Annotated in this window: 28 protein-coding genes; 11 read left to right on the forward strand and 17 right to left on the reverse strand. The window is 62.1% G+C overall.

The features are described 5' to 3' along the window. Positions 1 to 8: 8 nt before the first annotated feature. Genes ACFQ3C_RS13715 through ACFQ3C_RS13725 form a run of 3 tightly spaced genes read right to left on the reverse strand, consistent with a single transcriptional unit; the run spans position 9 to position 3,574 of the window. Complete coding sequence (locus tag ACFQ3C_RS13715; protein WP_380792868.1) at positions 9 to 1,388, reverse strand: sensor histidine kinase; 1,380 nt, start codon at positions 1,386 to 1,388, stop codon at positions 9 to 11. Between the two features lie 18 nt (positions 1,389 to 1,406). After that, positions 1,407 to 2,825 carry a dihydrolipoyl dehydrogenase family protein gene (locus tag ACFQ3C_RS13720; RefSeq protein WP_380792870.1) on the reverse strand — a complete coding sequence of 473 codons (1,419 nt, stop codon included), beginning with the start codon at positions 2,823 to 2,825 and terminating at the stop codon, positions 1,407 to 1,409. Continuing rightward, positions 2,825 to 3,574, reverse strand: a complete 750-nt coding sequence (locus ACFQ3C_RS13725; protein WP_380792872.1) for a TVP38/TMEM64 family protein — start codon at positions 3,572 to 3,574, stop codon at positions 2,825 to 2,827. The genes ACFQ3C_RS13720 and ACFQ3C_RS13725 overlap by 1 nt, the downstream gene beginning before the upstream one ends. Positions 3,575 to 3,895: 321 nt before the next feature. On the opposite strand from ACFQ3C_RS13725, the gene rpmH reads away from it, so the two are divergent. The 3 genes from rpmH to yidD are packed head-to-tail and all read left to right on the forward strand — an operon-like array spanning position 3,896 to position 4,756. Continuing rightward, entirely contained in the window at positions 3,896 to 4,030 is a 135-nt protein-coding gene (gene rpmH, locus ACFQ3C_RS13730; protein ID WP_068289071.1) for a 50S ribosomal protein L34, read from the forward strand. A gap of 22 nt (positions 4,031 to 4,052) precedes the next feature. Further along, entirely contained in the window at positions 4,053 to 4,499 is a 447-nt protein-coding gene (gene rnpA / locus ACFQ3C_RS13735; RefSeq protein ID WP_380792875.1) for a ribonuclease P protein component, read from the forward strand. Beyond that, positions 4,496 to 4,756, forward strand: a complete 261-nt coding sequence (yidD, locus tag ACFQ3C_RS13740) for a membrane protein insertion efficiency factor YidD (RefSeq protein ID WP_380792877.1) — start codon at positions 4,496 to 4,498, stop codon at positions 4,754 to 4,756. The genes rnpA and yidD overlap by 4 nt, the downstream gene beginning before the upstream one ends. Here yidD and ACFQ3C_RS13745 read toward each other — a convergent pair whose 3' ends face one another. Then, a complete protein-coding gene (locus ACFQ3C_RS13745) occupies positions 4,757 to 5,281 on the reverse strand; it encodes a DUF3833 domain-containing protein (RefSeq protein WP_380792879.1) in 525 nt (174 codons plus the stop codon). It lies immediately after the preceding gene. A gap of 122 nt (positions 5,282 to 5,403) precedes the next feature. On the opposite strand from ACFQ3C_RS13745, the gene ttcA reads away from it, so the two are divergent. The 5 genes from ttcA to yihA all read left to right on the forward strand — a co-directional run bounded on the left by ttcA (position 5,404) and on the right by yihA (position 11,275). Then, on the forward strand, positions 5,404 to 6,294 hold the full coding sequence (ttcA, locus tag ACFQ3C_RS13750) for a tRNA 2-thiocytidine(32) synthetase TtcA (protein WP_380792881.1): 891 nt from the start codon (positions 5,404 to 5,406) through the stop codon (positions 6,292 to 6,294). Positions 6,295 to 6,351: 57 nt separating this feature from the next. After that, positions 6,352 to 7,896, forward strand: a complete 1,545-nt coding sequence (locus tag ACFQ3C_RS13755; RefSeq protein ID WP_380792883.1) for a putative bifunctional diguanylate cyclase/phosphodiesterase — start codon at positions 6,352 to 6,354, stop codon at positions 7,894 to 7,896. Between the two features lie 159 nt (positions 7,897 to 8,055). Next, positions 8,056 to 9,879 carry a membrane protein insertase YidC gene (yidC, locus tag ACFQ3C_RS13760; protein WP_380792885.1) on the forward strand — a complete coding sequence of 608 codons (1,824 nt, stop codon included), beginning with the start codon at positions 8,056 to 8,058 and terminating at the stop codon, positions 9,877 to 9,879. Next, entirely contained in the window at positions 9,879 to 10,622 is a 744-nt protein-coding gene (locus tag ACFQ3C_RS13765; protein WP_380792887.1) for an MOSC domain-containing protein, read from the forward strand. The genes yidC and ACFQ3C_RS13765 overlap by 1 nt, the downstream gene beginning before the upstream one ends. Continuing rightward, on the forward strand, positions 10,622 to 11,275 hold the full coding sequence (yihA, locus tag ACFQ3C_RS13770) for a ribosome biogenesis GTP-binding protein YihA/YsxC (RefSeq protein ID WP_380792889.1): 654 nt from the start codon (positions 10,622 to 10,624) through the stop codon (positions 11,273 to 11,275). Before ACFQ3C_RS13765 ends, yihA begins: the two co-directional genes overlap by 1 nt. An 86-nt stretch (positions 11,276 to 11,361) precedes the next feature. On the opposite strand, the gene ACFQ3C_RS13775 is transcribed toward yihA, so the two are convergent. Then, positions 11,362 to 12,096, reverse strand: a complete 735-nt coding sequence (locus tag ACFQ3C_RS13775) for an SDR family NAD(P)-dependent oxidoreductase (RefSeq protein WP_380792891.1) — start codon at positions 12,094 to 12,096, stop codon at positions 11,362 to 11,364. A gap of 117 nt (positions 12,097 to 12,213) precedes the next feature. On the opposite strand from ACFQ3C_RS13775, the gene argB reads away from it, so the two are divergent. Genes argB through ACFQ3C_RS13790 form a run of 3 tightly spaced genes read left to right on the forward strand, consistent with a single transcriptional unit; the run spans position 12,214 to position 14,242 of the window. Continuing rightward, entirely contained in the window at positions 12,214 to 13,083 is an 870-nt protein-coding gene (gene argB, locus ACFQ3C_RS13780) for an acetylglutamate kinase (protein WP_380792894.1), read from the forward strand. Positions 13,084 to 13,121: 38 nt separating this feature from the next. Further along, a complete protein-coding gene (locus ACFQ3C_RS13785) occupies positions 13,122 to 13,754 on the forward strand; it encodes a ferredoxin (RefSeq protein WP_380793344.1) in 633 nt (210 codons plus the stop codon). After that, entirely contained in the window at positions 13,751 to 14,242 is a 492-nt protein-coding gene (locus ACFQ3C_RS13790; protein ID WP_380792896.1) for a SixA phosphatase family protein, read from the forward strand. Before ACFQ3C_RS13785 ends, ACFQ3C_RS13790 begins: the two co-directional genes overlap by 4 nt. A gap of 57 nt (positions 14,243 to 14,299) precedes the next feature. On the opposite strand, the gene ACFQ3C_RS13795 is transcribed toward ACFQ3C_RS13790, so the two are convergent. The 12 genes from ACFQ3C_RS13795 to ACFQ3C_RS13850 all read right to left on the reverse strand — a co-directional run bounded on the left by ACFQ3C_RS13795 (position 14,300) and on the right by ACFQ3C_RS13850 (position 26,465). After that, positions 14,300 to 15,094, reverse strand: coding sequence for an amino acid ABC transporter ATP-binding protein (locus tag ACFQ3C_RS13795; RefSeq protein ID WP_380792898.1), 795 nt, complete (start codon positions 15,092 to 15,094; stop codon positions 14,300 to 14,302). A 10-nt stretch (positions 15,095 to 15,104) separates the two neighbouring features. Continuing rightward, positions 15,105 to 16,604: an amino acid ABC transporter permease gene (locus ACFQ3C_RS13800; protein ID WP_380792900.1), complete on the reverse strand. Its 1,500-nt coding sequence runs from the start codon at positions 16,602 to 16,604 to the stop codon at positions 15,105 to 15,107. 1 nt (position 16,605) lies between these two features. Then, positions 16,606 to 17,820 (reverse strand): amino acid ABC transporter permease, encoded by a 1,215-nt coding sequence (locus ACFQ3C_RS13805; protein ID WP_380792904.1) that lies wholly within the window; start codon positions 17,818 to 17,820, stop codon positions 16,606 to 16,608. A gap of 124 nt (positions 17,821 to 17,944) precedes the next feature. After that, entirely contained in the window at positions 17,945 to 18,964 is a 1,020-nt protein-coding gene (locus ACFQ3C_RS13810) for an amino acid ABC transporter substrate-binding protein (protein WP_380792910.1), read from the reverse strand. A 195-nt stretch (positions 18,965 to 19,159) separates the two neighbouring features. Next, a complete protein-coding gene (locus ACFQ3C_RS13815; RefSeq protein ID WP_380792915.1) occupies positions 19,160 to 19,876 on the reverse strand; it encodes an ATP12 family chaperone protein in 717 nt (238 codons plus the stop codon). After that, the gene (locus ACFQ3C_RS13820) at positions 19,873 to 20,556 is read right to left on the reverse strand and encodes an HAD-IA family hydrolase (protein WP_380792918.1); all 684 of its coding nucleotides are present in this window, start codon (positions 20,554 to 20,556) and stop codon (positions 19,873 to 19,875) included. Before ACFQ3C_RS13820 ends, ACFQ3C_RS13815 begins: the two co-directional genes overlap by 4 nt. Beyond that, on the reverse strand, positions 20,553 to 21,596 hold the full coding sequence (locus ACFQ3C_RS13825) for an RluA family pseudouridine synthase (RefSeq protein ID WP_380792921.1): 1,044 nt from the start codon (positions 21,594 to 21,596) through the stop codon (positions 20,553 to 20,555). The genes ACFQ3C_RS13820 and ACFQ3C_RS13825 overlap by 4 nt, the downstream gene beginning before the upstream one ends. After that, positions 21,593 to 21,970 carry a fluoride efflux transporter CrcB gene (gene crcB / locus ACFQ3C_RS13830; protein WP_380792924.1) on the reverse strand — a complete coding sequence of 126 codons (378 nt, stop codon included), beginning with the start codon at positions 21,968 to 21,970 and terminating at the stop codon, positions 21,593 to 21,595. The genes ACFQ3C_RS13825 and crcB overlap by 4 nt, the downstream gene beginning before the upstream one ends. 58 nt (positions 21,971 to 22,028) lie before the next feature. Continuing rightward, complete coding sequence (locus tag ACFQ3C_RS13835) at positions 22,029 to 23,342, reverse strand: replication-associated recombination protein A (protein ID WP_380792927.1); 1,314 nt, start codon at positions 23,340 to 23,342, stop codon at positions 22,029 to 22,031. Between the two features lie 3 nt (positions 23,343 to 23,345). Continuing rightward, positions 23,346 to 24,746: a Do family serine endopeptidase gene (locus ACFQ3C_RS13840; RefSeq protein WP_380792930.1), complete on the reverse strand. Its 1,401-nt coding sequence runs from the start codon at positions 24,744 to 24,746 to the stop codon at positions 23,346 to 23,348. Positions 24,747 to 24,884: 138 nt separating this feature from the next. Continuing rightward, positions 24,885 to 25,304 (reverse strand): 50S ribosomal protein L17, encoded by a 420-nt coding sequence (rplQ, locus tag ACFQ3C_RS13845; RefSeq protein ID WP_380792933.1) that lies wholly within the window; start codon positions 25,302 to 25,304, stop codon positions 24,885 to 24,887. A 144-nt stretch (positions 25,305 to 25,448) separates the two neighbouring features. After that, positions 25,449 to 26,465, reverse strand: a complete 1,017-nt coding sequence (locus ACFQ3C_RS13850) for a DNA-directed RNA polymerase subunit alpha (protein ID WP_380793346.1) — start codon at positions 26,463 to 26,465, stop codon at positions 25,449 to 25,451. Positions 26,466 to 26,485: the final 20 nt, after the last annotated feature.

The raw sequence follows: 26,485 nt of genomic DNA on the forward strand, positions 1-26,485 counted from the left end.
ACACGGACTCAATTGCCCTCCCGGGGCAGGGTGATCAGAAAGGTCGTGCCCTCGGGCCCGGTCGATTCAAGCTCCAGCCGGCCACCATGGCTGCGGATCAGATCCTGGGCGATCACCAGCCCAAGCCCCGATCCCCCCTTGCGCGCGCCGCCCTGGAACGGCTGGAACAGGTGCTCGCGTGCCTTGGCGGGCAGACCGGGGCCCGTATCGCTGACACGGATCACCCATGCGCTGCCTTCGGCCCGCGCCGACACGCTGATTTCCCCGGGCTGGCCGGTCTGCGCGATGGCCTGCCGTGCGTTGCGGACCAGGTTGAAGATGACGCGGAACAACTGCTCGGGGTCGGCCCTGACGGTCAGGGTGCCCGGCACATCCTCGGACAGGCTGACATCGGCATCGCCCACCGCAAGGCGTTCGCTGTCCAGAACATCCGACACGATATCCAGCAACAGGACGTCCCGCAGCCGGGGCGCGGGTTCCTCGGCCTTGCCGAAGGCCAGCGTGCTTTCGCACAGATGTACCGCACGGGTGATCGAGTTCACCAGCTTGGGCGCCAGCCGCTTGACGGCCGGATCCTCGGACATCTCGATCCGGTCCACGAAAAGCTGGGCCGAGGTCAGCATGTTGCGCAGGTCATGGCTGATCTTGGCGACGGCCCCGCCCAGTTGCGCCAACCGTTCCTTTTGCTTGAGCGCGCCGGTCAGCTGGGTCTGAAGACTTTGCAACGCATCCTCGGCCTGTCTGAGTTCGGTGATCCCGGATGTCGGCTGGATGATCCGCCGCCCATCCTCGGGGGCCTCGGCGTAATGGCTCATCGCGCGGGCCACACCTGCGATCGGCATCACAAGAAGCCGCTGCACAGCCAGGAACAGCAGGGTCGCCGTGAAGATCGAGATGACGGCCGACAGGATCAGGATGCGCACGCCATATTCCAGCATGGCCGTCCGCAACGGGCCTGTTTCCATGGTGACTTCGATCAGCAACCCCGCCTGACGGGTCGGGTTGCCAATGACACGGATCACCTGGGGAGCCTGATCAAGAAGCTGCGACAGCGCGTCACCGATCAATTCCAGGGCTGGCGGGTCGCGCAAATCGTAAGTGCGGTCCACGACCTGCGGCATGGGGGAGGCGAGGACCAGCTGCCGCACCTCATCGCGGCGCAGCACGACGTTGAAAACCTCGGCATTTCGCAGCAGCTCTTCTTCCAGATCGGGCGAAATCATCTCGTCGGCCAGTAACGCCAGGCTTGCGATCTGCGCCCGCTCAAGGCGCAGCAGCAAGTAGTCCTCGCGAAAGCGCGCTACGGACGGAACGAAGATCAGAACCTCGGCCAGCATCACGAAGATGATGGTGAGGATCAGGAACCGTCCTGAGAGCGAATGGAACATCGACGCCTCTTTACTGGGTCATGGCAGCCATCTCTGCACCAGGCGCACAACCTTTTTCACCATAGGGTTATCAAACAGTCGGGGCGAGAAATAGGCCCCTGCCGCGCGTTTGTTGATTTCGGCAATCGTTGGATAGGGTGCGACCATGCCTGCAATAGCCGACATCTTGAGGTTGTTGGCAATGGCCATCGACCACAGTGCGATCAATTCGCCGGCCTGATGGCCGACGATGGACACGCCCACGGGGCGGCCCTTGTGCACCATGACCTTGATCAGACCCTTGGTTTGCAAGGTGGCGATGGCCCGGTCGTTGTGATGATAGTCAAAGCGCGCCACCTCCAGCGCCGCACCATATTGCTTGCGGGCGGTGGCCTCGGTCAGGCCGACCTGGGCCAGCTCCGGATCGGTATACGTGGCCCAGGGGATATGCGCGGTTTTCTGCCGGGCGGGCAGACCGAACAGCGCCTGCCGGATGATCAGCCCCGCATGATAGCCTGCAACATGGGTGAATTGCAGCCCGCCTGCCACGTCACCGATGGCAAAGACGCGTTTGTTTGTGGTGCGCATCCGGTCATCGACCTTGATGCCCTGGCGCGTGGTTTCGATCCCGGCAGCCTCAAGGTTCAGTGTGTCCGTGTTGGACTTGCGCCCCACCGCGACCAACAGATGCGTACCCCTGAAGACGCGCCCGTCCTTGACCGCGACCTCGATCGCCCCGGCCTGTCCGCGGATTTCAGCGGCCAGCGCATCCTCGGCGATGGTGATCCCTTCTTGGCGCAGGTGATCCAGCACCACTGCGGCCAGTTCGGGATCATCCTTGCCCAGCGCCGTTGCGCCCTCGATCACGGTCACCTCGCAGCCCAGTCGGCGATGGGCCTGCGCCATTTCCATGCCGATGGGACCGCCGCCGATGATCAGCAGGTGATCGGGTTTCTCCCGCAGATCGAACAGGGTCTCGTTGGTCAGGTAGGGCACGTCGGACAGGCCGGGGATCGGCGGCACCAGGGGGCTGGATCCTGTCGCGACCACGATCCGACGCGCGCTGATGGTGTCGTCACCCGCCTGCACGGTCGCAGGCCCGGTGAAGCGGCCGAAGGCGCGGATCACCTTGACGCCCAGCCCCTCGAACCGCTCCTGGCTGTCGACGGGTTCGATCTGCGCGATCACGCGCGCCACATGATCCTTGGCCGCGGCATAGTCGATCTGCGGCGCGACAGGCGTGATCCCCATGGCGGCGCCGGTCGTCATCGCATGGGCGGCATGTCCCGCCGCCAGCAGCGCCTTGGACGGCACACAGCCGTAATTGAGGCAATCCCCGCCCATCTTGTGCCCCTCGAGCAGGATCACATCCGCGCCCATCTGCACGGCACCCGCCGCGACGGACAGCCCGCCCGAACCGGCGCCGATCACCAGAATATCCGTCTTGAGATGCGCCATCAGACTGCCTTTCCGCGCCGCAGCGCCTTGATCAGGATGGGCAGCAGCGCCAGAAGGCAAAGCCCCAGAAGCGGCAGCAGGATCTGCGGCTCGAATATGATGCCAAGGTTCGGCGTCTCGCCGCGTTCGAAAACCTGACCCAGACCGGCCCCCACCGATGTATAGACCACCCCACCCGGAATGATGCCCAGAAAGGTCGAGATCACGAACCGGTTGAGAGGCACGCCCACCAACGCGGGCACAAGGTTGGCGACGAAAAAGGGCACCGCCGGCACCAGCCGGATCAGGAACAGCATCGACCACTGATTCTCGTCGATGCCGTCCTTGATGCGCTTGACCGTGCCTTGACCGGTTTCCATTTTCGCTGCCAGACGTTCGCCCAAGCCCCAGCGTGCAGCCAGAAAGATCAGCGTGGCCCCGATGGTGGCGGCCGTGATGTTGATCAGCGCGCCCGGAAAGGTCGCGAAAAGGAACCCGCCTGTCAGCGTCGCGATAGTGGCCCCCGGCAGCGAAAAGGCGACGATCACCACATAGGCCAGCATGAACAGGGCAACGGTGGCCGCGTAATGCGCGTCGCGAAAGGCCAGCAATGCCTCTCGGTTGTCGCGCAGCATGTCGAAGGTCAGCGTATCGCGCAATGTAAAGGCGCCCACGCCCGCCACGATCAGGATCACGATCAGGGGCAGGCGGCGCATCCAGCCGCCTGGCGCGACCTCGGATGGGGGATGATGATCTGCCTTGTCGCGCATGCGCTTTGTCCTTTTCTGAATCTGGTGGCCAAGATGCGCATATGGCCCCGACTTTGACAGGGTTTTGCGCCTGCCTCACGCGCGCTTGATCCGGGGTGACGAAACCCGTGAAAATCAGCAGTGTTTGGCAAGGAACTGAAACATTTCGCCCCCCTGCCCCCCGATCCGAAGGGGCATATGGCGTTTTTTGTTGCAAAAACCGCCCGAAAACCGGCGGGCACGGTTTGACTTGGGCAAAACCCCTGTCTATAGGACGGGCTTCGGATATCACGGGCCGGCGCGAATCTCGCGCATACTGGCATTTGTTTTGGAGACGGAGCGATGAAACGCACCTTTCAACCCTCGAACCGCGTGCGCAAGAACCGTCACGGCTTTCGTGCGCGCATGGCCACCAAGAACGGCCGCAAGATCCTGAACGCCCGTCGCGCGCGCGGCCGCAAGGTGCTGAGCGCGTAAGCGCCCGCACGTTGTTGAAGGCATGACACCGCCGGAGGCCCCCGAGACTGGCACCACCGCCAGCGTCGGGGAGACGCCACCGGCGGTTTCCGTTTGTCCGCCGCAAGCCGGGCCACATCCGGACATCCATGTGATGAAGGAACGCGCCGATTTCCTGCGCTGCGCCCGCGCCGGAAGGCAGGGTGCGTCAGGGATGATGGTGCAGGCCCGCCAGCGCCGTGCCGACGAAGCGGTCACCGGCATACGGGTCGGGTTCACCTGCACCAAGAAGGTCGGCAATGCCGTCGCACGCAACCGCGCAAAGCGTCGCCTGCGCGAAGTCGCGCGCATGGTGTTGCCGGAACATGGCCGCGACGGCTGGGACTATGTGCTGATCGGACGGGCCGATGCGACGGCCACCCGCCCCTTTGAGGATCTCAAGCGCGATCTTATATCGGCCCTGAAGAAGCTGCATCAGACCAGGCCATGACACCGCTTGCCCACATCGTTGCCCTGCCCGTCCGCGCCTATCGGCTGCTGTTCTCGCCCTGGGTCGGATTCAGCTGCCGCTATCAGCCCACATGTTCGGCCTATGCGCTTGAGGCGCTGGAAAAGCATGGCGCCATAAAAGGCAGCTGGTTCGCTGCACGCCGTATCGGGCGCTGCCATCCCTGGGGCAGTTCGGGCTATGACCCTGTTCCTGCGTCAAAGCATTGCAATCATGATCATGACCAGGCCCGTGATTGATCAGTCCGGCTTTTCGAAGGTGATGATCACCTCTCCGATATCGACGCCGTAGCGTTTCATATAGGCGCGGTTCAGAAGCCGGTCCTCTGTCAGCAACCACATCCAGTCGTCGAATGTCACCCGCAGCGTGCCATCCGGTACAGGCAGATCAATTGTATAGCGCCAGTTGAAGGTATCGCCGCGTTCCTCGCCGAAGGCCGTGCCGATCACGCCGGGCGCCGTGCCTTTCCAGGTGTCATCGCCGGTCTTCTCCAGCGTCCAGACGCGCTGTTCGGTGCTGCCGTCCTCGTAGACGAAATCCTCGACCAGGCGCAGGGTCCGACCATCCCATGTTCCGTTGATCTCGACCTCGAAGCGGCGGCGCACGGTGCCGAAAATATCCTGAAACTGACCATGGGCAACTGTCCTGCCGTCAAAGAACGCCTCAAGGTTCAGGTTGCGCGTGCTGAGTTTTTCATCCTCCAGCGCAGGTTTGCCGGTGCATCCCGCAAGCCCCATCACCAATAGAATCGCCAAGAACCGCATCGTCTTCTCCTGTTTTCCTGACATGGTTACGCGCCAAAGGCGTGAACGGATCGACAAAACCGCGGAACACTGGCATTCGATGCCCTTGCGCGTTACATGAGGCGCAAAGACAGGGCGCGCATATGCTTGACGAATCCGACGACATCCATCCGCTGTTTCACGGGGCCCCCAAGAGCACCGAATTCAAGAAACTGCGCAAGCGCATCGTGCAATACACGCGCGAGGCGATCGAACAATATGGCATGATCGAACGCGATCCGGCCAACCCCGAGGCGCGGCCGCGCTGGCTGATCTGCCTGTCGGGCGGCAAGGACAGCTACACCTTGCTGGCCGTGCTGCATGAATTGCAATGGCGCGGCCTGCTGCCGGTCGATCTGCTGGCCTGCAATCTGGATCAGGGTCAGCCCGGATTTCCGGCAACAGTTCTTCCCGAGTTTCTGGAACGCATGGGCGTGCCGCACCGGATCGAATACCAGGACACCTATTCCATCGTGGTGGACAAGGTGCCCGCCGGACGCACCTATTGCGCGCTGTGCTCGCGCCTGCGCCGCGGGAACCTCTATCGTATCGCGCGTGAGGAAGGATGCTCGGCCGTGGTGCTGGGCCATCACCGCGACGACATTCTGGAAACCTTCTTCATGAACCTGTTCCACGGCGGGCGCCTGGCGACCATGCCGCCAAAACTGGTAAACGAAGAGGGTGACCTTTTCGTGCTGCGCCCCCTCGCCCATGTCGCCGAGGAGGATTGCGAGCGCTTCGCCCGCGCCATGAATTACCCGATCATTCCTTGCGACCTCTGCGGGTCGCAGGACGGGTTGCAGCGCCAGCAGGTCAAGCAGATCCTCGATGGCTGGGAAAAGAACAGCCCCGGCCGCCGGCAGGTGATGTTCCGCGCCCTGATGAACGCCCGCCCCTCGCATCTGCTGGATCCGGGACTTTTCGACTTTGCAGGGTTAACCCGCAATTCCGTAAAATTCGATCAAGTCGAGACGGACCCACCGCGCCTGCGTTAAACTTGCCTTGAGACAAATTGCCTAGCCTGCCTTGAGAACAGGACAGGAACATAAGGCATGGCGCGATCCCCCTTGAAACAGCTGGCATGGCTCCGCCGCGCAAGGCGCGTCCTTCTGTCCGGCCCGCAGGCTTTGGCTTTCATGCCGGCCATGGCCTTGGCTGCCTTCTGGATCGGGGGTGAGGCATGGTTGCTCATCGTGGCGCTTGGGGTGCCGCTGATCCACGCCATCACGGCAAACGACGCAGAAGATGCGCCCGCCCCGGCCCCGGCGGATGCGCCACTGCCGGAAGAATCCATGCACGCGTTGAACCGGGCACTTGAAGCGGCCATGGCGGGCGCGGCACGAACCGGGCGATCGACAGGCTGCATCATGCTGGCCGTGGACGATCTGCCGGACCTTCTGGACCGTCACGGGCAGGGTGCGACGGAAACCATCATGCTGAGCCTGACCGCACGACTGGCCTCGTCCCTGCGTGAAGGGGACAGCGTAGTGCGCCTCCCCGGCGGGGAATTCGGAATAGCCATTGCCCCGATGCGTCATCTTGATCTGGAAAGCGCGATCCAGATAGCCGGGCGGCTGCAGTTGTCGGTCGAAGAACCGCTGTCGCTGGATGCGACCACGGTCTACCTGTCCTGCTCGGTCGGTTTCTGTCTGGCCTCACGCAATCCGGGAACCGGCAGTAGCGATTTGCTGGATGCGGCCCGCGCGGCATTGACGGATGCACAGCGAAACGGTCCTTCAGCCATCCGCGCCTTCACTGACAGGATGCGCTCTGCGCGTCATGTTCAGGGCCTTCTTGCCGACGAGGCGGCAAAAGCCCTTGAAAGCGGACAGATCATACCCTGGTTCCAACCGCAGATTTCCACAGATACAGGCCAGATCACCGGCTTCGAGGCATTGTCACGCTGGCAACACCCCGAACGCGGTCTGATCTCACCGAACGAATTCCTGCCGGTACTCGAACAGTCCGGTCAGCTTGAGCGTCTGGGAGAGATCATGCTCTATCGCGCGCTTGCGGCACTGCGTTCATGGGACGCGGCCGGCTTCAACATCCCGCGCGTCGGGGTGAATTTCGCAAACGAGGAACTGCACAACCCGAAACTGCTGGACAAGATCAGGTGGGAACTTGATCGCTTCGATCTGCCCCCGTCCCGCCTTGCGGTCGAAGTGCTGGAGACAGTCGTGGCGGCAGCCCCTGACGACACGGTGTCACGTAATATCAACGGCCTTGCGAAACTGGGCTGCGTGATTGATCTGGATGATTTCGGCACGGGCCACGCCTCGATCTCGTCGATCCGGCGTTTTGCGGTCGCGCGGATCAAGATTGATCGCTCCTTTGTCATGAAGGTCGACCGCGACCCGGAGCAGCAAAGAATAGTCAACGCGATCCTGACCATGGCCGATCGCCTGGATCTGGACACCCTCGCCGAAGGGGTCGAGACACTGGGCGAACATGCCATGCTGGCCCAACTGGGATGCGGGCATGTGCAGGGATTCGGAATCGCGCGCCCGATGCCCTTCGATCAGACAGCGGACTGGATCCGAAACTACAACGCCAAGCTGCAGCAGGCACCGGCAATCGGCCGCTCGGCGGGGTGACGCGACGCAGGGCACACGGTGCATGGCTTGCCCCCACGAAGGCCCGCACGACATGGCGAATGGCCGCAGATGACCGGGTTTTCCCCATAATCCGCTTGACCTTTCGGCTCGCACTCTGTTGAACCTGCCTCACTTGGACAGGACTGGCGGGAGCCCCCGATGGACGATCAGAACAAGAACCTTCTTCTGGCAACAGCACTCAGCTTTGCCGTCATTCTGATATGGTTCGTGCTGTTCCCGCCGCCGGAACAGCCAGCTGTCGACCCGAACGACCCCGCCGTGGCATCGGCGCCGCTGGCAACGACGCCACAGGCAACAACAGGCGATGTGCCATCTGAAACTGCGGCTGCCGTCGAGCCGACGGCAGACACGCCGCGGATCCAGATCGAAACGCCGCGGGTCGTAGGCTCGATCTCGCTGCTGGGGGGGCGGATCGACCAGCTGTCGCTCAAGAATTATCGGGTCAGCCAGGAACCCGACGCGGATATCGTGACCGTGCTGTCGCCAATCGGCAAGCCGAACGCCTATTACGCGCTTTATGGCTGGGCACCCGGCGCAGGCATCGCGCCTGAAGATGTTCCTGGCGCCAATACGATGTGGCAGCAGGAGGGGAGCGGCGCGCTCAGCCCCGAGACCCCGGTTACGCTGGTGTGGGAAAACGGCAAGGGCCTGACCTTCCGGCGTCAGATCGCGATTGACGCGAATTTCATGTTCACTGTCACGCAAAGCGTCCAGAATACCGGCACGGCCAGCGCCAGCATGGCGCCCTACGGGATTCTCGCCCGTCACGGGGAACCGCAGGGTCTGAAGAATTTCTTCATCCTGCACGAAGGCCTGATCGCGATGTCCGACGGCACCCTCACAGAGACCGATTACCAGGACATGCCCGACTTCGCCTTCAATGATCGCGAAGGCGCGCGCGCGGAAGTCACGCAAGTGACCGAAAATGGCTGGATCGGCTTTACCGATCACTACTGGATGTCCACCCTGATCCCGGCCGCAGGCAGCCCTTTCAAATCCGTCGCGAAATATGACAACCAGCGCGACATCTACCAGACCGAAGCCGTTTTGCAGACCCAGACCGTTGCTCCTGGTCAGACCATCACTGCGGAATCGCGACTGTTCGCGGGGCCGAAGGAATGGGCAACCATCCGGTCCTATGAAAAAGACGGTGGTGTTGACCGCTTCCTGGATTCGATCGACTGGGGTTGGTTCTTCTTTCTGACGAAACCCATTTTTGCCGTGCTGCACTACCTGAACGTGACACTGGCGGGCATGGGTCTGACCGGATCGATGGGCTGGGCCATCATCGGGCTGACGCTGCTGATCAAGGCGCTTCTTTTCCCGCTCGCTTACAAATCCTATGTCTCGATGGCGAAGATGAAGGAACTCCAGCCCAAGATGGAGGAGCTCAAGAAAGCAGCCGGCGACGATCGTCAGAAGCTTCAGAAAGACATGATGGAGCTTTACAAGAAAGAAAAGGTGAACCCCGCTTCGGGCTGCCTTCCGATCTTGCTCCAAATCCCGATCTTCTTCTCACTCTACAAGGTGATCTTCGTCACGCTTGAATTGCGTCACGCGCCGTGGATTGGCTGGATTACCGACCTCAGCGCGCCTGATCCGAGCACCACGTTCAACCTTTTCGGCCTGCTGCCCTGGGACGCGCCCGATCCCAACTCCTTGCTGGCACTGATCTTCATCGGCATCCTGCCGATCCTGCTGGGCATTTCGATGTGGCTTCAGCAAAAGCTGAACCCCGCGCCGACGGACCCGACACAGGCCATGATCTTCGCGTGGATGCCTTGGGTCTTCATGTTCATGCTCGGCGGTTTTGCCAGCGGGCTCGTGGTCTACTGGATTGCCAACAACACGATCACCTTCACGCAGCAGTACCTGATCATGCGCAGCCAGGGCTACAAGCCAGACGTCTTTGGCAACATCAAGGGCAGCTTCAAGCGCAAGCCGAAAACCGGCGCAAAGTGATGGCGCGCCTGGCGCAGATCTGGCGCTACCCTGTCAAGTCGCACGGGCGCGAGGCAATTGATTCGGCCCGGCTGACGGCCGGGGATTGCCTGCCTGGCGACCGGATATGGGCAATCGCCCATGAGACGTCGGGGGCCGACAACACGGCCTGGTCACCCTGCACGGGCTTTACGCGCATCGCGTCATCCCCAGCACTTGGGGCGATCCGCGCCGTACTGCATGCGGATGGGCAGACAGTTACCCTCAGCCATCCCGGCAAGCCGGATCTGACCGTGGCCCCCGATCTGCAGCCTGATACGCTGCTGGACTGGGTGCGCCCCTTGACGGCCGAAGGGCGTGCAGCCCCCGCGCGGGTCGTGCGCGTCCCTGGCCGCGGCCTGACCGATAGCGAATATCCGTCCTTGACCATCGGCAATCTGGCCTCTCACCGCGCGGTCGAGGGCCGGATGGGTCGGACACTCCAGGTCGAGCGCTGGCGCGCGAATATCTGGTTGGATGATCTGCCCCCATGGGAGGAATTCGACTGGATCGGGCGCACGATCCATATCGGGGGGGCCGCCCTGCGCGTCACGGAACGCACCGGGCGCTGCACGGCCCCTTCGGCCAATCCCGAAACCGGAAAACGCGATAGCGATCTTTTGGGATTTCTGGAAGAACAGTGGAACCACCAGGATTTCTGCGTCCATGCCGAGGTGATCACCTCTGGCACCATCGCTATCGGTGACACAGCAAAGGTCGTGTGATGCAACAACTTCCCTTCCCCCTCGCAGAAGAGCCGGACGCCCAGACAGCCGAAACCGGCCGCCTTCTGTTCGCGGGCGAAACCGAATTCCTCAAAGGCGTTGTGGCCATGTCGGGCCTGCCGCCCGCAGACCGGATCGAGGTATGTTTCGCAGGCCGATCAAATGTCGGAAAATCCAGCCTGATCAATGCCCTGACAGGGCGCAAGGGGCTGGCGCGCGCATCGAACACGCCTGGCCGGACCCAGGAAATCAACTTCTTCACCGTCGGAACAAGTCACTACCTGGTCGACCTTCCGGGATATGGCTATGCCAACGCGCCAGTGGCTATCGTCGCCAAATGGCAAAAACTGCTCAAGCAATACCTGTCGGGGCGTCAGACCCTGCGCCGCGCCTTCGTGCTGATCGATGCGCGCCACGGGATCAAACCCGTCGACGAAGAGATCCTGTCCCTGATGGACAGCTCTGCCCTGACCTTCCAGGTGGTTCTGACCAAAACCGACAAGATCAAGACATCGGAACGTGAGGCGGTTCTGGCGCAGGTGCGCGCCGCGCTGGTCAAGCACCCTGCCGCCTTCCCCGAGATCGTTCTGACCTCCTCGGAAAAGGGTGAAGGCATCGCCACGCTGCGCGCCATCATCGCAACGCTGGTCTGAACACTCTTCTTCTTGCCTGAAATATCCCGGGGGGAAAGTTCACCGCAGGTGAACTTGGGGGGCAGCGCCCCCTCAACCGGCGTCGATCAAACGTGCTGCCCGCCGTTCACCTCGATCTCGGTACCCGTGATATAGGACGACTGGTCAGAACACAGGAAAAAGATCGTGGCCGCCACCTCGTCGGGTTGGCCAAGGCGCCGCATCGGCAGCTTTTCGACGATCTTGTCCGTGCCCGGCGACAGGATGGATGTTTCCACCTCGCCCGGCGCCACGGCATTCACACGCACGCCGAAGGGGCCGAAATCATGCGCCATCTCGCGGGTCAACGCGGCCAGTGCGGCCTTTGACGTGGAATATGCAGCCCCCGCGAAAGGATGCACCCGCGCGCCCGCGATAGACGTGATGTTGACGACCGAGCCTTGCGCCGCGGCCAGTTCCTCTTTCAACCCTCGCGCCAGCACGACCGAGGCGAAAAAATTCACATGAAACACATGCCCCCAGGTCCGCAGGTCGGTGCTGATGGTGTTCAACCGCTCGCCCGTGTTTCCCTTGGGCGAAATGCCGGCATTGTTGACCAGCGCATCAAGGCGCCCGTCCAGCCGCTCGCGGATATCGGCCAGTTTGGCGATCGTGTCATTGGGATCGGCAAGGTCGATCTGCACATGGTTTTCCGCACCACCCCCCCAGGGGCATTCGGCCGGAAAGGCATGCCGCGAGCAGGTGATGACGCGCCAGCCTTCGGCGTTGAACCGTCGCACCGTCGCATGCCCGATTCCACGGCTGGCCCCCGTCAGCAGCAATGTCTTCTGTCTGTCACCCATGCATGGCACCCCTTGTTGCATTGCTGCGCCGAGCCTATCATTTCGCTGGGCCGTTACAACGCGACACTTGGCAGGCCGGACCCCAGCCGATAGGACAGGGGACAAAAGGACTTTGGGATGAAAAAAAGAGACATGAACCGCGACTGGATCGCCACAGCCCGGACCCTGTCCGAGGCTCTGCCCTACCTGCAACGCTACGCCGGGGCCATTGTCGTCATCAAATTCGGCGGCCATGCCATGGGCGACGACGAGGCGATGGACACCTTCGCCCGCGATATCGTTCTGATGCGGCAGGTTGGCGTGAACCCGGTCATCGTTCATGGCGGCGGCCCCATGATCAACGAAATGCTGGACAAGCTGGAGATCAAGTCAGACTTCGTGCGTGGCAAGCGTGTGACGGATACCGCCACGATGGAAGTCGTGGAAATGGTCCTGTCAGGCCGGGTCAACAAGCGGATCGTGCAGGCCATCAACGCGCAGGGCGGTCGTGCCGTCGGTCTTTCGGGCAAGGATGCGAACCTGATCTTCTGCAAACAGACCAACCCCGAGCTGGGCCTGGTGGGCACCCCCTCCGAGATCGACCCCTCGATCCTGCGGACCCTGTTTGATGCGGGCGTCATTCCGGTTATCGCCCCTCTGGGCGCGGGTCATAATGGTGAAACCTACAACATCAATGGCGACACGGCCGCAGGCGCCATTGCCGCCGCTCTCAAGGCTGACCGTCTGTTGCTGCTGACGGATGTTGCCGGGGTGAAGAACAAGGAAGGCGAGGTTCTGACCGCGATCACCGCCGAACAGATCCGCGAAATGACAGCCGATGGTACCATCGCGGGCGGCATGATCCCCAAGACCGAAACCGCCCTGGATGCCATTGAAGGCGGGGTGCGTGCCGTGGTCATTCTGGACGGGCGCGCCCCCAACGCGACGCTTCTAGAACTCTTCACGGAACATGGTGCCGGGTCGCTGATCCGCGCCAGTTTCGATTGAGCGGGGCCGGTTCACCGGCGCCCAGCTTCGACGCGGTCCTGACGTCGGCAAACGCGGCTGATCTCGATATAGCCGGTGCTTTTCACCCTGCCCCGGATCAGGGTTGCCCGGCCGGCACCGGAACGCTGCTTCTTCTGGCCCCGCGCGAGCCGCAGTTCTGGCCGGCCTTCACCGAAAGCCCGGAATATCGGGATGGCGCACCTGACCCGATGGACAGGTGGTCGGCCAGGGTTATCGGGGCACTGGCCCATGACCTTGGTGCAAAGGCACTGTTTCCCTTTGGCGGCGCGCCATTTCACCCGTTCTATTCATGGGCGCTGGCCTCGGGGCGGGCCTGGGCGTCACCTGTCAGGCTGCTTGTGCATGACACTGCAGGTTTGTTCATATCCTATCGCGGGGCCCTGGCCTTGCCGGGGCGGTTGAAGATTCCCACGCCCACGGCAACCACACCCTGCAAGACATGCGTGCAAAAGCCCTGTCTGACGGCCTGCCCGATCGGTGCGCTCGGACCGGATGGCTATGACGTGCCGTCATGCCGTGCTCACATAGCAGGCAATGCAGGCCGTGAATGCATCCAGGGCGGCTGCCTGACCCGACGGGCCTGTCCCATCAGCGCGCGCCATGGCAGATTGCCGGAACAATCCGCATTTCACATGAGAGCTTTTCAATGACACGGACCCTGATCCTGATGCGCCACGCGAAATCCGATTGGGGTAGTCTCGGCCTTGCCGATCATGATCGCCAGTTGAATGAACGCGGGATGCGGGATGCACCCGCCTTGGGGGGATGGCTTCGCATGAACGGCTATCTGCCTGATCAGGTCCTGTGTTCGACCGCCAGTCGCACCCGTCAGACGCTGGACGGGCTGGGCCTTGGTGCGCCCGCGGTTTTCCTGCCGGCCCTCTATCACGCCGATCCGGACATCCTGCAGCACGCATTACAGCAGGCGCAGGGCCACACCGTTCTGATGCTGGGCCACAATCCAGGCATTGCCACCTTCGCCGCGGAATTGCTGCATGACGCACCGGATCATCCAAGGTTTGACGACTATCCGACCTGCGCCACCCTGGTTGCAGATTTCGAGATCGACAGCTGGGCAGATCTTTCCCTTGGCACAGGCCGCGCCCTGGACTTCGTGATACCCGCCGACCTTGCATGAGATACATGCAAAACGCCGCCCGAAGGCGGCGTTTCATGTCTGCGGTGCCGATCGGCCTTAGTGGCCCAGGATCTGGCTCAGGAACAGTTTCGTACGCTCGGACTGCGGGTTGTTGAAGAACTCTTCCGGTTCATTCTGCTCAACGATCTGACCCTGATCCATGAAGATCACGCGGTTTGCGACCTGGCGGGCAAAGCCCATCTCGTGGGTCACACAAAGCATGGTCATGCCTTCTTCGGCAAGGCTGACCATCGTGTCCAACACTTCCTTGATCATTTCGGGGTCCAGTGCCGATGTCGGCTCGTCGAACAGCATGATACGGGGCCGCATGCAAAGTGACCGTGCGATGGCCACACGCTGCTGCTGACCACCCGACAACTGGCCTGGATACTTGTCGGCCTGCTCGGGGATTTTCACCTTGGTCAGGAAATGCATCGCGATTTCCTCGGCCTCGCGCTTGGGGATCTTGCGGACCCAGATCGGCGCGAGGGTGCAGTTCTCCAGGATCGTCAGATGCGGGAACAGGTTGAAATGCTGGAACACCATCCCGACCTCGGACCGGATACGGTCGATGTTCTTCAGGTCCGAAGACAGCACCGTGCCATCGACGGTGATCTTGCCTTTCTGATGTTCTTCCAAAGCGTTGATGCAGCGGATCAGGGTCGACTTTCCCGACCCTGACGGCCCGGCAATCACGATCCGCTCGCCGCGATAGACAGTCAGATCAATGTCGCGCAGCACGTGGAAGCTGCCATACCACTTGTTCATGTTCTCGATGGAGATAGCCACCTCGTCGGATACGTTGGTTGCAACGCGCCCGGTCGGCTCAGTGTTCAGTCCAATCTCGGCCATGTTGGTCTCCTCAGCGATGATCTGTCCGGAGGCGCTGCTCCAGATACATTGAATAACGTGACATGAAGAAGCAGAAGACGAAGAACAGCAGGCCCACGAAGACGTAAAGCTCCCAGTAGATGCCGTTCCATTCTGCGGTAGCGCGGATCGCGTTGGTCAGACCCAGCGGATCGCGCAGGCCGATGAAGACCACCAGCGTCGTGTCCTTGAACAGTCCGATGAAGGTGTTCACGATGCCGGGAATCGAGATTTTCAGCGCCTGCGGCAGCACGATCAGCCGCATCGATTTCCAGTAATCCAGACCCAGCGAATCCGCCGCCTCATATTGGCCGGTCGGCAAGGCAGCCAGACCGCCCCGCACCACTTCCGCGATATAGGCCGAGGCGAACAGTGTCACCATGATGATCACGCGCAGTAGCAGATCGAAACTGGTGCCCGGCGGCAGGAAATAGTTCAGCAGCAACGAGGCGGTGAACAGCCACACGATCAGCGGCACGCCACGGATCACTTCGATAAAGGACACGCAGACCCATTTGATCAGCGGCATGGACGATTGCCGCCCCAGCGCCAGCATGATCCCCAGCGGCAGGGACAGCACGATGCCCGAGGTGCCGATGATGATCGCCAGCATGAAGCCGCCGAACTGGTCAGAGGATACGGCCGTCAGACCCCAGGGCAGGATGCTGTCCATCACACCAAGCAGATGCGGCAAAAGCGGGAAAAGACCAGCGGCCCCGATGAAGGACAGCGGATTCATGAAGATCATCAGGAAGGCAAGAATGCCCGCCAAAGACCCGCCCAGCATTCCGAACCGGGCAGAGACGGCCCGCCCGATCATCACCGTGGCCACAAGCCCGATGGCCACCAGCGCCGGCAGCCAGACCGACCCACCCCACAGCAGGAAGAACGCCACGAAAGGATATGCCAGCGAAAACATCAGCATGGGACGCGGCAGGCTGGAATACAGGATCGGCGCGACGGCCACCACCAGCAGCAACAGCGCCAGCAGGGGACGCCAATAACCGAACAGGAAGATCAGGCCATTGCTCAGTTCGTTTTTCATGGCGGATACGAATTCGATGCGCTGCGTCGCATTCATCCCACCCCCAAAGACCTCCTCGGCGCCGCCGGCAGCCGCCAGCGCGTCGCCATTGAACAGCGTCGCCAAAAGCAGATCGTCGGTCGGGTAGAAGCCGAACAGGATCTGCAGCCAGCGTTCGTTGATCACGGCCCAGCAGGCAGCGCTTTCAAGGCCGCGCGCATCGCGGATCTCGCGGCATTCGCCAAGCGATCCGGCGTCCCAGATACCGCCCAGGGTCCAGGGAAGAACGCCCGACAGGACGTACCAGATCACATAAAGCGACATCAGCGTCAGGATCGTGTTGAACCAGCCCGAGAACAGGTTTTCACGGGCCCATTTCAGCGCACCGGTCTGCCCCAATGGGGGTGCCGAGGCTTCGATCATGTCGCGGCGTACGAAAGCGACGGATTGGGATCTGTCCGAACTCATCTCACCGCTCCTTCAGTTTCACGCTGGAGTTATAAAGGTTCATCAGGGCCGAGATGATCAGGCTGGTGATCAGGTAGAAGATGCCCAGAAGCAGCATCCCCTCAAGCTCGCGCCCGGTCTGGTTGATGGTGATCCCCCCCAGGGTGGAACGCACGTCCATATACCCCACGGCGATGGCCAGCGATGAGTTCTTTGTCAGGTTCAGATACTGCGAAATCAGCGGAGGAATGATCACCCGCAGCGCCTGCGGCAGGATGATCAGCTGCATTGTGCGGTTGGGCTGGATCCCCAGGGCGAATGCCGCCTCGGTCTGGCCCTTCGAGATGGCCAAAATCCCCGAACGCACGATTTCCGCGATGAACGCAGATGTGTACAGCGACAGGGCCAGCCAGAGCGCGATGAACGAGTTGCGGATCTGGATGCCGCCCGAAAAGTTAAACCCGCCCAGTTCAGGCATTTCCAGCGTGACGGGACGCCCCAACAGGAAATAGGCCAGCAGGGTCGGCACGAAGAAAAGCAGCAGCGATATGCGTAGCACCGGAAGCTGCTGGCCCGTGGCCTGCTGCCGTTTGCGCGCGATGTTACGCAGCACGAAAATCCCGATGATGGACAACACGAACACGGCCACGACAACGCCGGACCCGGCCTCCCAGATCGGTCGCGGTATGTATACGCCCCGGTTGGAGATCGCGACGCTGTCCCACAGGATCATCGACGCGCCACCCCCCTCGCGGAATTCGCGGGGCTGCGGTGTGGCTTCGGTCATCACGGCAAAGACGATCAGGATCCAGATCAGAAGCGGCGTATTGCGCATCGCTTCGACGTAGAATGTCATGATCCGCGCCACGATCCAGTTCTTGGACAGGCGCAGAACGCCGGCCAGAACCCCGATCAGCGTGGCAAGAAGACACCCCAGAAAGGCGACAAGAAGCGTGTTGAGGATCCCGACCACGGCGGCGCGCGCATGCGTATCCTGCGAGGTGAAGGGGATCAGCTGCTGGTTGATGTCGTAGCCAGCAGTACTCCAGAGGAAACCAAAGCGGATGTCCTTGCCGAGTGCGGCCAGGTTGGTCACGGTGTTGTCGACCAGTTCCACAAGCAGCAACATGATGAGGATCGCGGCGACAACCTGGATGGTCATCGAGCGATAGCGCGCATCGTAGAGCAGCTGGCTAAGCCTGAAAGTCTCGCGCGGGGGGTCGGTCGCTTCGGCCATACGCACTCCTCAACGGAAAAAGAGAGATGGAAGGCCGTGCAGCGCATGGCCCGCGAAGGGGTATCAGTCGATCAGACGATTGAATTCAGGGGCCGGTACGCACCGGCCCCCTGAAAATCATGGATCAGCGGAACGGCGGAGCGTAGAGCAGACCACCTTCGGTCCACTGTGCGTTCAGACCGCGTGCAAGGCCGACAGGCGTCGCTTCGCCAATGTTGCGCTCGAACACTTCACCGTAGTTGCCCACGGCTGCGATCGCGCGAACAGCCCAATCCTTGTCCAGACCAATCATCGCGCCCAGTTCACCTTCGGTGCCCAGCAGACGGTTGATTTCGGGGTTGGCGGTCGGGCCAGCGGCCAGTTCCATCACGTTTGCCGAGGTCACGCCGTACTCTTCAGCAGCGATCAGCGCGTTCAGCGTCCAGCGAACGATATCGCCCCAATCGTTGTCGCCATGGCGCACGGCGGGTCCCAGCGGCTCTTTGGAAACGATTTCCGGCAGGATCACATGCTCGCTTGCGTTCTCGAAGGTTGCGCGGGTCGCGGCCAGGCCGGACACGTCCGTCGTGTAGACGTCGCAAGCACCGGCAAGGTACTGCTGCTGGCCTTCGGCGTTGGTCGCAACCGGCACCGGCTCATAGCTGATGTTGTTGGTACGGAAGAAATCCGCAAGGTTCAGTTCGGTGGTCGTGCCGGTCTGGATGCAGACGGTGGTGCCGTCCAGTTCCTTGGCCGAAGACACGCCGATATCAGTGCGGACCATGAAGCCCTGACCGTCGTAGTAGTTCGCGCCGACGAAATCCAGTTTCAGGTCCGTATCGCGCGAGAACGTCCAGGTGGAGTTCCGCACCAGCACATCGACTTCGCCTGCGGCAAGCGCGGTGAAGCGGGTCTGGCTGGTCAGCGGAACGAATTCCACAGCCTGCGCATCACCCAGAACTGCTGCCGCGATTGCACGGCACAGCGACACGTCGAAACCTTGCCAGACGCCATTGGCATCCGGAGCCGCGAAACCAGCCAGGCCTTCGTTGGAACCACACTTGAGGGTGCCGCGTGCCTTGACGTCGTCAATGGTGGCTGCCGCGGCAGCACCGGCGGCAAGCCCAGCAACAGTGAGCGCACCCAAGAAAACTTTTTTGTTCATTTTTACCTCTTCCTGATTTACCGCTCTTTACGCAGAGCGCTTTTACCGGCCCAGCGGACGGTTGGCATATTCTGAGGAGAGTGATCCCCAGTGTTCGCAACTTTGGTCGGATTCATCGCATTCCGTCAAGTCAATCATCACCAAACGGAAAGGCTGTGAGGGTCATTCCGTTACGGAAGCCTGAGGATTCGGCAGCTATTCGGGCGGTCGCGAAAGATCATGGAAGAATTTCGCATGTCGGAATGCGGATCGTTTCGTCTCGGCCATGGCCGCCGCTTCGTCATCGACGCCCCATTGCTCGATCTGCCAGTCTTCGTCGACTCGCGACAGCCGCCAGACGTCCTCGATCGGCAGGTGATTCATCACGGCTGCGAAGCCCAGAACCAACGAGCCGGACAGGCTGACCAGGTCATGAAACGCCGCCAGGGCAAAGTTGTCCATCGCGTGAACGCGGTCCGCCAACCGCTGCAGCGTGGCAGCGTCCTGCGGCACATGCATCACGCCAGAGGCGGTTTCCAGACGGGCCTCAAGCGCCTCGGCGGCCCAGTCAAGCACCGGGTCCCACATCCGCGCCTGCCGTTCGATCAGCTCGGCGGGACCGGGTGCACGGTAGCACAGCAGGTCGCTGTCGCCGTAATCCGCGATCATCTGCGCGACTTCGGCATGCTGGATGGCAACCTTGTCGATGGCCGCATTGGCAGAACGTGTGACGGGCATCGTACGCGGGTCGATCGCGCCATCCTGTGCATCCCATTCAGCCGCGATTGCCGCCGCCATGGCGCGGGTCGGCACGATCAGGGGCGTCTTCGCCGGGGTCTTCACCGCGCGACCGTCCAGATGAACGGTAAACCCACCCGATGCCTCGACCACACTGGCCGCTTTCCAGAATCGTTTGGCTTTCCACTCGCTCATGCTGCAACCCTCCAGATATCTTCAAGCCGGGATGGCAGATCCTCGAACCTGTCGATCACATGATGCGCCCCATGCAGCGCGGCCGGCGCATGGTAGCCCCAGCTGACACCGATCGCCCTGATCCCGGCGGCACGGGCCATGTCCATGTCATAACTGGTATCGCCCACCATGACCGCATCGCGCGCATCCACACCGGTTTCGCGCAAGGCCGCAAGCAGCATCGACGGATGCGGCTTTGACGGATGATGATCGGCCACCTGTCTTGTCTGGAACAGCCCTTCAAGCCCGTGACTGGCGATCAGCGCATCCAGACCGCGCTGCGATTTGCCTGTGGCCACCCCCAACAAGGTATGAGACTGACGCGACAGCAGGTCCAGCACCGCGCGGGCGCCCGGATAAAGCGGCGAGGTCTGACGCGTGTCACTGGCGACACGGGCAGTCATGTAGGCGTTCTTGTAGCCCGCGACCAATGCGGCGCGCAGCGTTTCGGGCAGATGGGGCACCAGACGGGCCATCGCCTCGTTCAACGACAGCCCCACGATGGACAAGACAGCTTCGCGCGGCGGCACATCCAGGCCATACAGGGCAAAGGCAGCCGCCATGGCGCCCAGAATATCCGCCTGGCTGTCGACAAGCGTGCCATCGACATCGAAGATCACCAATCGCAACCGATCCGTCACCGCAGCGCCTCGAACGGGTCCTCTGCGGCCAGATCCTCGGTCCAGCCGAAAGTGTCCCAGCTATGGGCCATGTGATCGGGCAGCGGCGCGGTGATGGTGATCACCTTGCGGGTATGAGGATGCTCGAACCGCAGCATCCGCGCATGCAGGTGCAGCTTCTTCGAGATGATGCCGCCCAGTTGCGCGCCCCAGCCATCGCCAAGGTTTTCCTGACCCGAGCCGCCATATTTGCCATCCCCGATGATCGGATGCCCGATCTCGGCCATATGGGCACGCAGCTGATGGGTACGCCCTGTCAGGGGTTCCATCGCCACCCAGGACGCCCGCCCGCCAACACGGTAGAGCGTGGCATAAAGCGTATGCGCCCGTTTCGCGCCCGGGGTCCTGTCGATGTCCCGCGGGTGGACGCAATGCATCTTTTCGCCCTCGCCCTTGGCGCCGTGGCCGGGGGCCTTGACCAGGCCGAACTTGATCTCGCCCAGGTAAGGCGTGGGCACACCGGCCACGAGGGCCCAGTAGATCTTGCGCGTCTCGCGGTGACGGAACGCCTCGGTCAGGGCAGATGCGGTCTTGCGGTCGCGCGCCAGGACCAGGACACCAGTCGTATCCTTGTCCAGCCGGTGCACCAGACGCGGCTTTTCCTCGTAGCCAAAGCGCAGCGCCTCGGCCAGGCCATCCACATGCTTGACCGTCTTGCTGCCGCCCTGTGTCGGCAAGCCGGCCGGCTTGTTGATCGCGATGATGTGGTCGTCGCGATAGATCACCGCGTCCTGCATCATCTTGATGTCTGCCGGGTTCAGTCGCGTTTCCGTCACCAGGGTCATCTGCTCGGCATCAGGCAGCGGCGGAATGCGTACCTGCTGCCCGGCTGCAAGCCGGGTTGCCGCCTTCACGCGGCCGCCATCGACACGCAGTTCGCCCTTGCGGCACATCTTCTCGACCATGCCTTGGGTCAGATGCGGGAAGATCCGGCGCAGCCAGCGATCAAGGCGCTGGTCGCTATCGGCCTCGGACACGGGAATGTTTTGGACACGGCTCATTGGAGCACCTCTCTTGCGACCACCATGGCCAGGGCCAGCGCACTCAGCGACAGGATCACCGACGCACCCACATAGAAAGCCGCCAGCATGGTTTCACCGCGCTCATAAAGCGCCATGGCATCCAGCGAAAACGCCGAAAACGTCGTGAACCCACCAAGGATGCCCGTCAGCAGAAAAGGCGCCAGCCGCGTGGCATCCCGCTGCGCCAGTACGACGACCAGCAAACCCATCAGGAAGGACCCGATCACGTTGACGGCCAGCGTGCCCCATGGAAAACCGGCCCCCAACAGACGCAGCGCCCCCATGGAAGTCAGATAACGGGCCGTGGCCCCGATTGCGCCGCCAAGGGCGACCTGTAGCAAAGTGGTCAACATGCCCGCACCTGTGAAGAGGGGGGCGGGGAATGTCAAGTTTTCGCAGAAAACCGCCGCGCTAGCCCTTTTCGCGCCGCGCACGCAACTTGCTGAAATACTCCAGCCGGCGCTTCAACTCCCGCTCAAAACCACGCTCTACCGGTTGATAGAGAACCGGGCGCCTGACCCCGTCCGGGAAATAGTTCTGCCCCGAAAATCCATCCTCGGCATCATGGTCATAGGCATAGTCGGCACCGTAGCCCTGATCCTTCATCAACTTGGTCGGTGCGTTCAGGATATGTTTGGGCGGCGGTTCCGATCCCGTCTTTTGCGCCAGTGCCATGGCCGCCTTGAAACCCGTGTAACCAGCGTTCGACTTGGGCGCCAGCGCCAGGTAGGTGACCGCCTGCCCCAGCGCCAACTCGCCCTCGGGGCTGCCCAGCCGCTCGTATGTTTCCCAGGCTTGCAGGCAGACGGCCTGCGCTTGCGGATCGGCAAGTCCGATATCCTCGACCGCCATGCGCGTCAGCCGCCGCGCCAGATAGCGCGGATCCTCGCCCCCGGTCAGCATGCGTGCGAACCAGTAGAGTGCGGCATCGGGATCAGAGCCGCGCACGGATTTGTGCAGCGCCGAGATCAGGTTGTAATGCTCATCCCCGGATTTGTCATATTTGGCCGCGCGCTTCATCAGCCGTGTGGCCAGAGCATCGGTATCCAGCTTGCCCTCGACCCGCCATGCGGCCACCTGTTCGATCAGGTTCAGCAAGGCGCGCCCGTCGCCATCCGCCATCTCGAGCAGGGCCTCACGCGCGGGGCCTGTCAGCGGCAAGGCGCGGTCCAGTTCCTTTTCGGCCCGCTGCGCCAGGCGTTCCAGATCCGACAGATCCAGCCGCTTGAGCACAAGCACCTGTGCACGGCTCAGAACGGCTGCGTTCAACTCGAAACTGGGGTTTTCGGTGGTGGCCCCCACCAGAAGGATCGTCCCATCCTCCATATGCGGCAGGAAACCGTCCTGCTGGGCCTTGTTGAAACGGTGGATTTCATCCACGAACAGCAAGGTCCCCTGCCCGTTGGCGCGGCGCATCCTGGCTGTCTCGAATACCTTTCTCAGTTCCGGCATGCCGGTGAAGATCGCGCTGATCTGGACGAAATGCAGATCCGTCTCATCCGCCAGCAGCCGGGCGATGGTGGTCTTTCCCACACCGGGCGGCCCCCACAGGATCAGCGATGACAGCGATCCCGAAGACAACATGATGCCCAGCGGCGCGTCGGGGCCAAGCACCTGTTCCTGCCCGATCACCTGATCCAGACGCTGTGGGCGCAAGCGATCCGCCAAGGGACGGGGTGCGCCCTTGGCCTCGTCCTTGCCGCCGGAGTCGAACAGATCAGCCATGCCTTACAGCCTGCTGCGCAACGACAGCCGCTGCAAGCCGCGTTGCAGATCAAGCCGCAGCGCGCGCGCCGCAGCAGCGTCACGCAAGGCATCCTGCACCTGCGCTGTCTGCGTGATCGCATTGCCGTTGATGGCCAGGATCACGTCTCCAGGGCGGATGCCCAGCCTTGCGCCGTAGGGGCCTGGGTTTGCCACAACCACCCCAGCGCTGCCCAGCGGCAGGTTGAATTCCGCCAGCACGGCGGGATTGACGTTCAGCACCGTCAATCCCGGCAAGGGCGAACCCTCGTCAAGCCGGAGCATCGCGCGTGGCGGTGTATCGGGCGCAGGTCGCAGCTCAACCGCCACGGTGTCTCTCACCCCATCGCGCAGCGCTGTGACCTGCGCCACCTTGCCCAGGCCCGCCACGCTCATCCGGAAAACCATCTCGGCGGGTGTGTTCACGGGCTGGCCGTCCACTGTCAGGATCACGTCGCCGGGGCGCAAACCCGCTTCGGCAAAGGGGCTGGACGGGTGCAAGGCCGACACCAGAATCCCGCCGGGACGATCCAGCCCAAGCGAGGCCGCGATATCCGCATCGACGGATTGACCGGACATGCCCGCCCAGGGCCGTTCGAACCGTATGCGCCCTTCGCGGGCCTGTTCGACGAAACGGGCCACAAGATTGGCGGGGATCGCGAAACCGATCCCGTTCGATCCGCCTGACCGCGTCAGGATCGACGTGTTCACCCCGATCAATGCGCCGTTCACGTCGATCAGCGCGCCGCCGGAATTACCGGGATTGATCGCGGCATCGGTCTGGATGAAATAGCCCCGCCCCGTACCGGATGCCGTGCCCGACCGCGCCAGCCCCGACACGATCCCGCTGCTGACGGTCTGGCCCACGCCGAAAGGGTTGCCGATCGCCAGCACCAGTTCGCCCACCTCGACACTGTCGCTGTCGCGCAGGCTCAGCGCGGGCAGATCGGTCGCCCCGTCAAGCCGCAGAACCGCAAGGTCGCTTTCCTCGTCGCCCAGGATGACCGTGGCCGCATATTCGCGCCGATCGGCCAGAACGACGCGAATATCCGTCGCTTCGCCCACGACATGATAATTCGACACGACGATCCCGTCGGACGACAGGATGACGCCAGACCCAAGGCTGTTCTGAACCTCAGGGCGCACCGTGCCGAAATCGCGGAAAAGATCCTGGAAGAACGGATCGCCAGCAAAGGGGCTGGAGCGCACCGCGACCACCCGCTTGGCGTAGATATTGACCACCGCGGGCGTGGCCTGTTTCACCAGCGGCGCAAAACCCAACTGGATCTCGGCCAGGCTGCCAGGCACGCGGGTTTCAGCAGAGAGCGCCAGTGGCGTAAGCCCCAGGGCCATGACTGACAGGATTGCAAGACCGGAACGCAGCATTGGAACCTCCCTTGTCCTTTGGCGTCATATGATCCCCGCCGCCCCGAGATGCAAGTTCCGCGATGTCAGAGAGGGTAAACGAAAAACCCCCGCCCTTGTGGGACGGGGGTCTGAAACGATTGCCCGCGGGCGCGAGGATCAATCCTCGGCAACCTCTTCGGCAGCAACGCGGGCCTTGTCGGCCGCGCCTTTGGCAGCGGTGTCGCGGTCCACGAATTCGATGATCGCCATCGGTGCCATGTCACCATAACGGAAACCGGCCTTGAGGATGCGGACGTAGCCGCCCTGACGATCCTTGTAGCGCGGGCCCAGGATGTCGAACAGCTTTGCAACATAGGCATCCTGCTTCAGCTGGGATGCGGCCTGACGGCGGGCATGCAGATCGCCGCGCTTGCCCAGCGTGATCAGTTTTTCAACGATCGGGCGCAGTTCTTTTGCCTTGGGCAGGGTTGTCTTGATCTGCTCATGTTCGATGAGCGAGCCGGCCATGTTCGCCCACAGCGCCTTGCGGTGCTCATGGGTACGGTTCAGGCGGCGGTAGCCTCTTGCGTGACGCATTGTCGTTCTCCTTCAAGCTTTACGAAGCTTTTTGCTTTGTCCGGTGGCCGATGCGTGTCAGCCACTCTCCTTGGGGCACCATGCCCTTGTGTTCCCCGCCAGCGCGGGCATTCAAGGGGCAGGCTTTTGGCCTGCCCCCTATTCTCAGAACGCGTCTTCGAATTTCTTGGCCAGATCTTCGATATTGTCTGGCGGCCAATCCTCGACATCCATGCCAAGGTGCAGGCCCATGCCGGACAGCACTTCCTTGATCTCGTTCAGCGACTTGCGGCCGAAGTTCGGGGTGCGCAGCATCTCGGCTTCGGTTTTCTGGATCAGGTCGCCGATATAGACGATGTTGTCGTTCTTCAGGCAGTTTGCCGAACGCACCGACAGCTCCAGCTCGTCCACCTTCTTCAGCAGAAGCGGATTGAACTCCAGCCCGTCATCATCATCCGAACGGGTGGCGCTTTCGGGCTCGTCAAAGTTGACGAAGATCGACAGCTGATCCTGCAGGATGCGCGCGGCATAGGCAACGGCATCATCCGGTGTCAGGGATCCATCGGTTTCGATCTTCATGGTCAGCTTGTCATAGTCCAGAACCTGACCTTCGCGGGTCGGGGTCACTTCGTAGGACACGCGCTTGATCGGCGAATAGATCGCGTCGATCGGAATCAGACCGATGGGCGCATCTTCCGGCTTGTTCTTGTCAGCCGAGACATAGCCCTTGCCGGTATTGACCGTCAGTTCCATGTAGAGGTCCGCACCATCGTCCAGGTGGCAGATCACGTGATCCTTGTTCAGGATCTCGATGCCCGCGCTGTCCGAGATGTCACCGGCCGTGACAACGCCGGGACCCTTTGCATTCACGGTCAGGCGCTTGGGCCCTTCCACTTCCATGCGGATCGAGACACCCTTGAGGTTCAGGATGATGTCGGTCACGTCCTCGCGCACGCCGGCGACGGACGAAAATTCGTGCAGCACGTTGTCGATCTGCACGGATGTGATGGCGGCACCTTGCAGCGACGACATCAGGATGCGGCGCAGCGCGTTGCCCAGCGTCAGGCCGAAGCCCCGCTCCAGCGGTTCGGCGATCACGGTGGCCTGACGGGCCGGATCGTTGCCCGGCTTGACGTCAAGCTGTGTCGGCTTGATCAGTTCGGCCCAGTTCTTGTGGATCATACGTCCCTCCATTCTTGTCT

The organism is Seohaeicola saemankumensis (assembly GCF_042678485.1).
In the GTDB taxonomy this organism is placed as follows: domain Bacteria; phylum Pseudomonadota; class Alphaproteobacteria; order Rhodobacterales; family Rhodobacteraceae; genus Seohaeicola; species Seohaeicola saemankumensis.

Coding starts and splice junctions, on each gene's coding strand:
- yidD (WP_380792877.1), top strand. CDS start 4,496: ATGACACCGCTTGCCCACATCGTTGCCCTGCCCGTCCGCGCCTATCGG.
- ACFQ3C_RS13745 (WP_380792879.1), bottom strand. CDS start 5,281: ATGCGGTTCTTGGCGATTCTATTGGTGATGGGGCTTGCGGGATGCACC.
- ACFQ3C_RS13840 (WP_380792930.1), bottom strand. CDS start 24,746: ATGCTGCGTTCCGGTCTTGCAATCCTGTCAGTCATGGCCCTGGGGCTT.
- ACFQ3C_RS13850 (WP_380793346.1), bottom strand. CDS start 26,465: ATGATCCACAAGAACTGGGCCGAACTGATCAAGCCGACACAGCTTGAC.
- ACFQ3C_RS13795 (WP_380792898.1), bottom strand. CDS start 15,094: ATGGCCGAGATTGGACTGAACACTGAGCCGACCGGGCGCGTTGCAACC.
- ACFQ3C_RS13725 (WP_380792872.1), bottom strand. CDS start 3,574: ATGCGCGACAAGGCAGATCATCATCCCCCATCCGAGGTCGCGCCAGGC.
- ACFQ3C_RS13775 (WP_380792891.1), bottom strand. CDS start 12,096: ATGGGTGACAGACAGAAGACATTGCTGCTGACGGGGGCCAGCCGTGGA.
- ACFQ3C_RS13825 (WP_380792921.1), bottom strand. CDS start 21,596: ATGAGCCGTGTCCAAAACATTCCCGTGTCCGAGGCCGATAGCGACCAG.
- ACFQ3C_RS13790 (WP_380792896.1), top strand. CDS start 13,751: ATGACACGGACCCTGATCCTGATGCGCCACGCGAAATCCGATTGGGGT.
- ACFQ3C_RS13755 (WP_380792883.1), top strand. CDS start 6,352: ATGGCGCGATCCCCCTTGAAACAGCTGGCATGGCTCCGCCGCGCAAGG.
- argB (WP_380792894.1), top strand. CDS start 12,214: ATGAAAAAAAGAGACATGAACCGCGACTGGATCGCCACAGCCCGGACC.
- rpmH (WP_068289071.1), top strand. CDS start 3,896: ATGAAACGCACCTTTCAACCCTCGAACCGCGTGCGCAAGAACCGTCAC.
- ACFQ3C_RS13815 (WP_380792915.1), bottom strand. CDS start 19,876: ATGAGCGAGTGGAAAGCCAAACGATTCTGGAAAGCGGCCAGTGTGGTC.
- ACFQ3C_RS13800 (WP_380792900.1), bottom strand. CDS start 16,604: ATGAGTTCGGACAGATCCCAATCCGTCGCTTTCGTACGCCGCGACATG.
- ACFQ3C_RS13805 (WP_380792904.1), bottom strand. CDS start 17,820: ATGGCCGAAGCGACCGACCCCCCGCGCGAGACTTTCAGGCTTAGCCAG.
- yihA (WP_380792889.1), top strand. CDS start 10,622: ATGCAACAACTTCCCTTCCCCCTCGCAGAAGAGCCGGACGCCCAGACA.
- rplQ (WP_380792933.1), bottom strand. CDS start 25,304: ATGCGTCACGCAAGAGGCTACCGCCGCCTGAACCGTACCCATGAGCAC.
- ttcA (WP_380792881.1), top strand. CDS start 5,404: ATGCTTGACGAATCCGACGACATCCATCCGCTGTTTCACGGGGCCCCC.
- yidC (WP_380792885.1), top strand. CDS start 8,056: ATGGACGATCAGAACAAGAACCTTCTTCTGGCAACAGCACTCAGCTTT.
- ACFQ3C_RS13720 (WP_380792870.1), bottom strand. CDS start 2,825: ATGGCGCATCTCAAGACGGATATTCTGGTGATCGGCGCCGGTTCGGGC.
- ACFQ3C_RS13810 (WP_380792910.1), bottom strand. CDS start 18,964: ATGAACAAAAAAGTTTTCTTGGGTGCGCTCACTGTTGCTGGGCTTGCC.
- ACFQ3C_RS13715 (WP_380792868.1), bottom strand. CDS start 1,388: ATGTTCCATTCGCTCTCAGGACGGTTCCTGATCCTCACCATCATCTTC.
- ACFQ3C_RS13835 (WP_380792927.1), bottom strand. CDS start 23,342: ATGGCTGATCTGTTCGACTCCGGCGGCAAGGACGAGGCCAAGGGCGCA.
- ACFQ3C_RS13765 (WP_380792887.1), top strand. CDS start 9,879: ATGGCGCGCCTGGCGCAGATCTGGCGCTACCCTGTCAAGTCGCACGGG.
- crcB (WP_380792924.1), bottom strand. CDS start 21,970: ATGTTGACCACTTTGCTACAGGTCGCCCTTGGCGGCGCAATCGGGGCC.
- rnpA (WP_380792875.1), top strand. CDS start 4,053: ATGACACCGCCGGAGGCCCCCGAGACTGGCACCACCGCCAGCGTCGGG.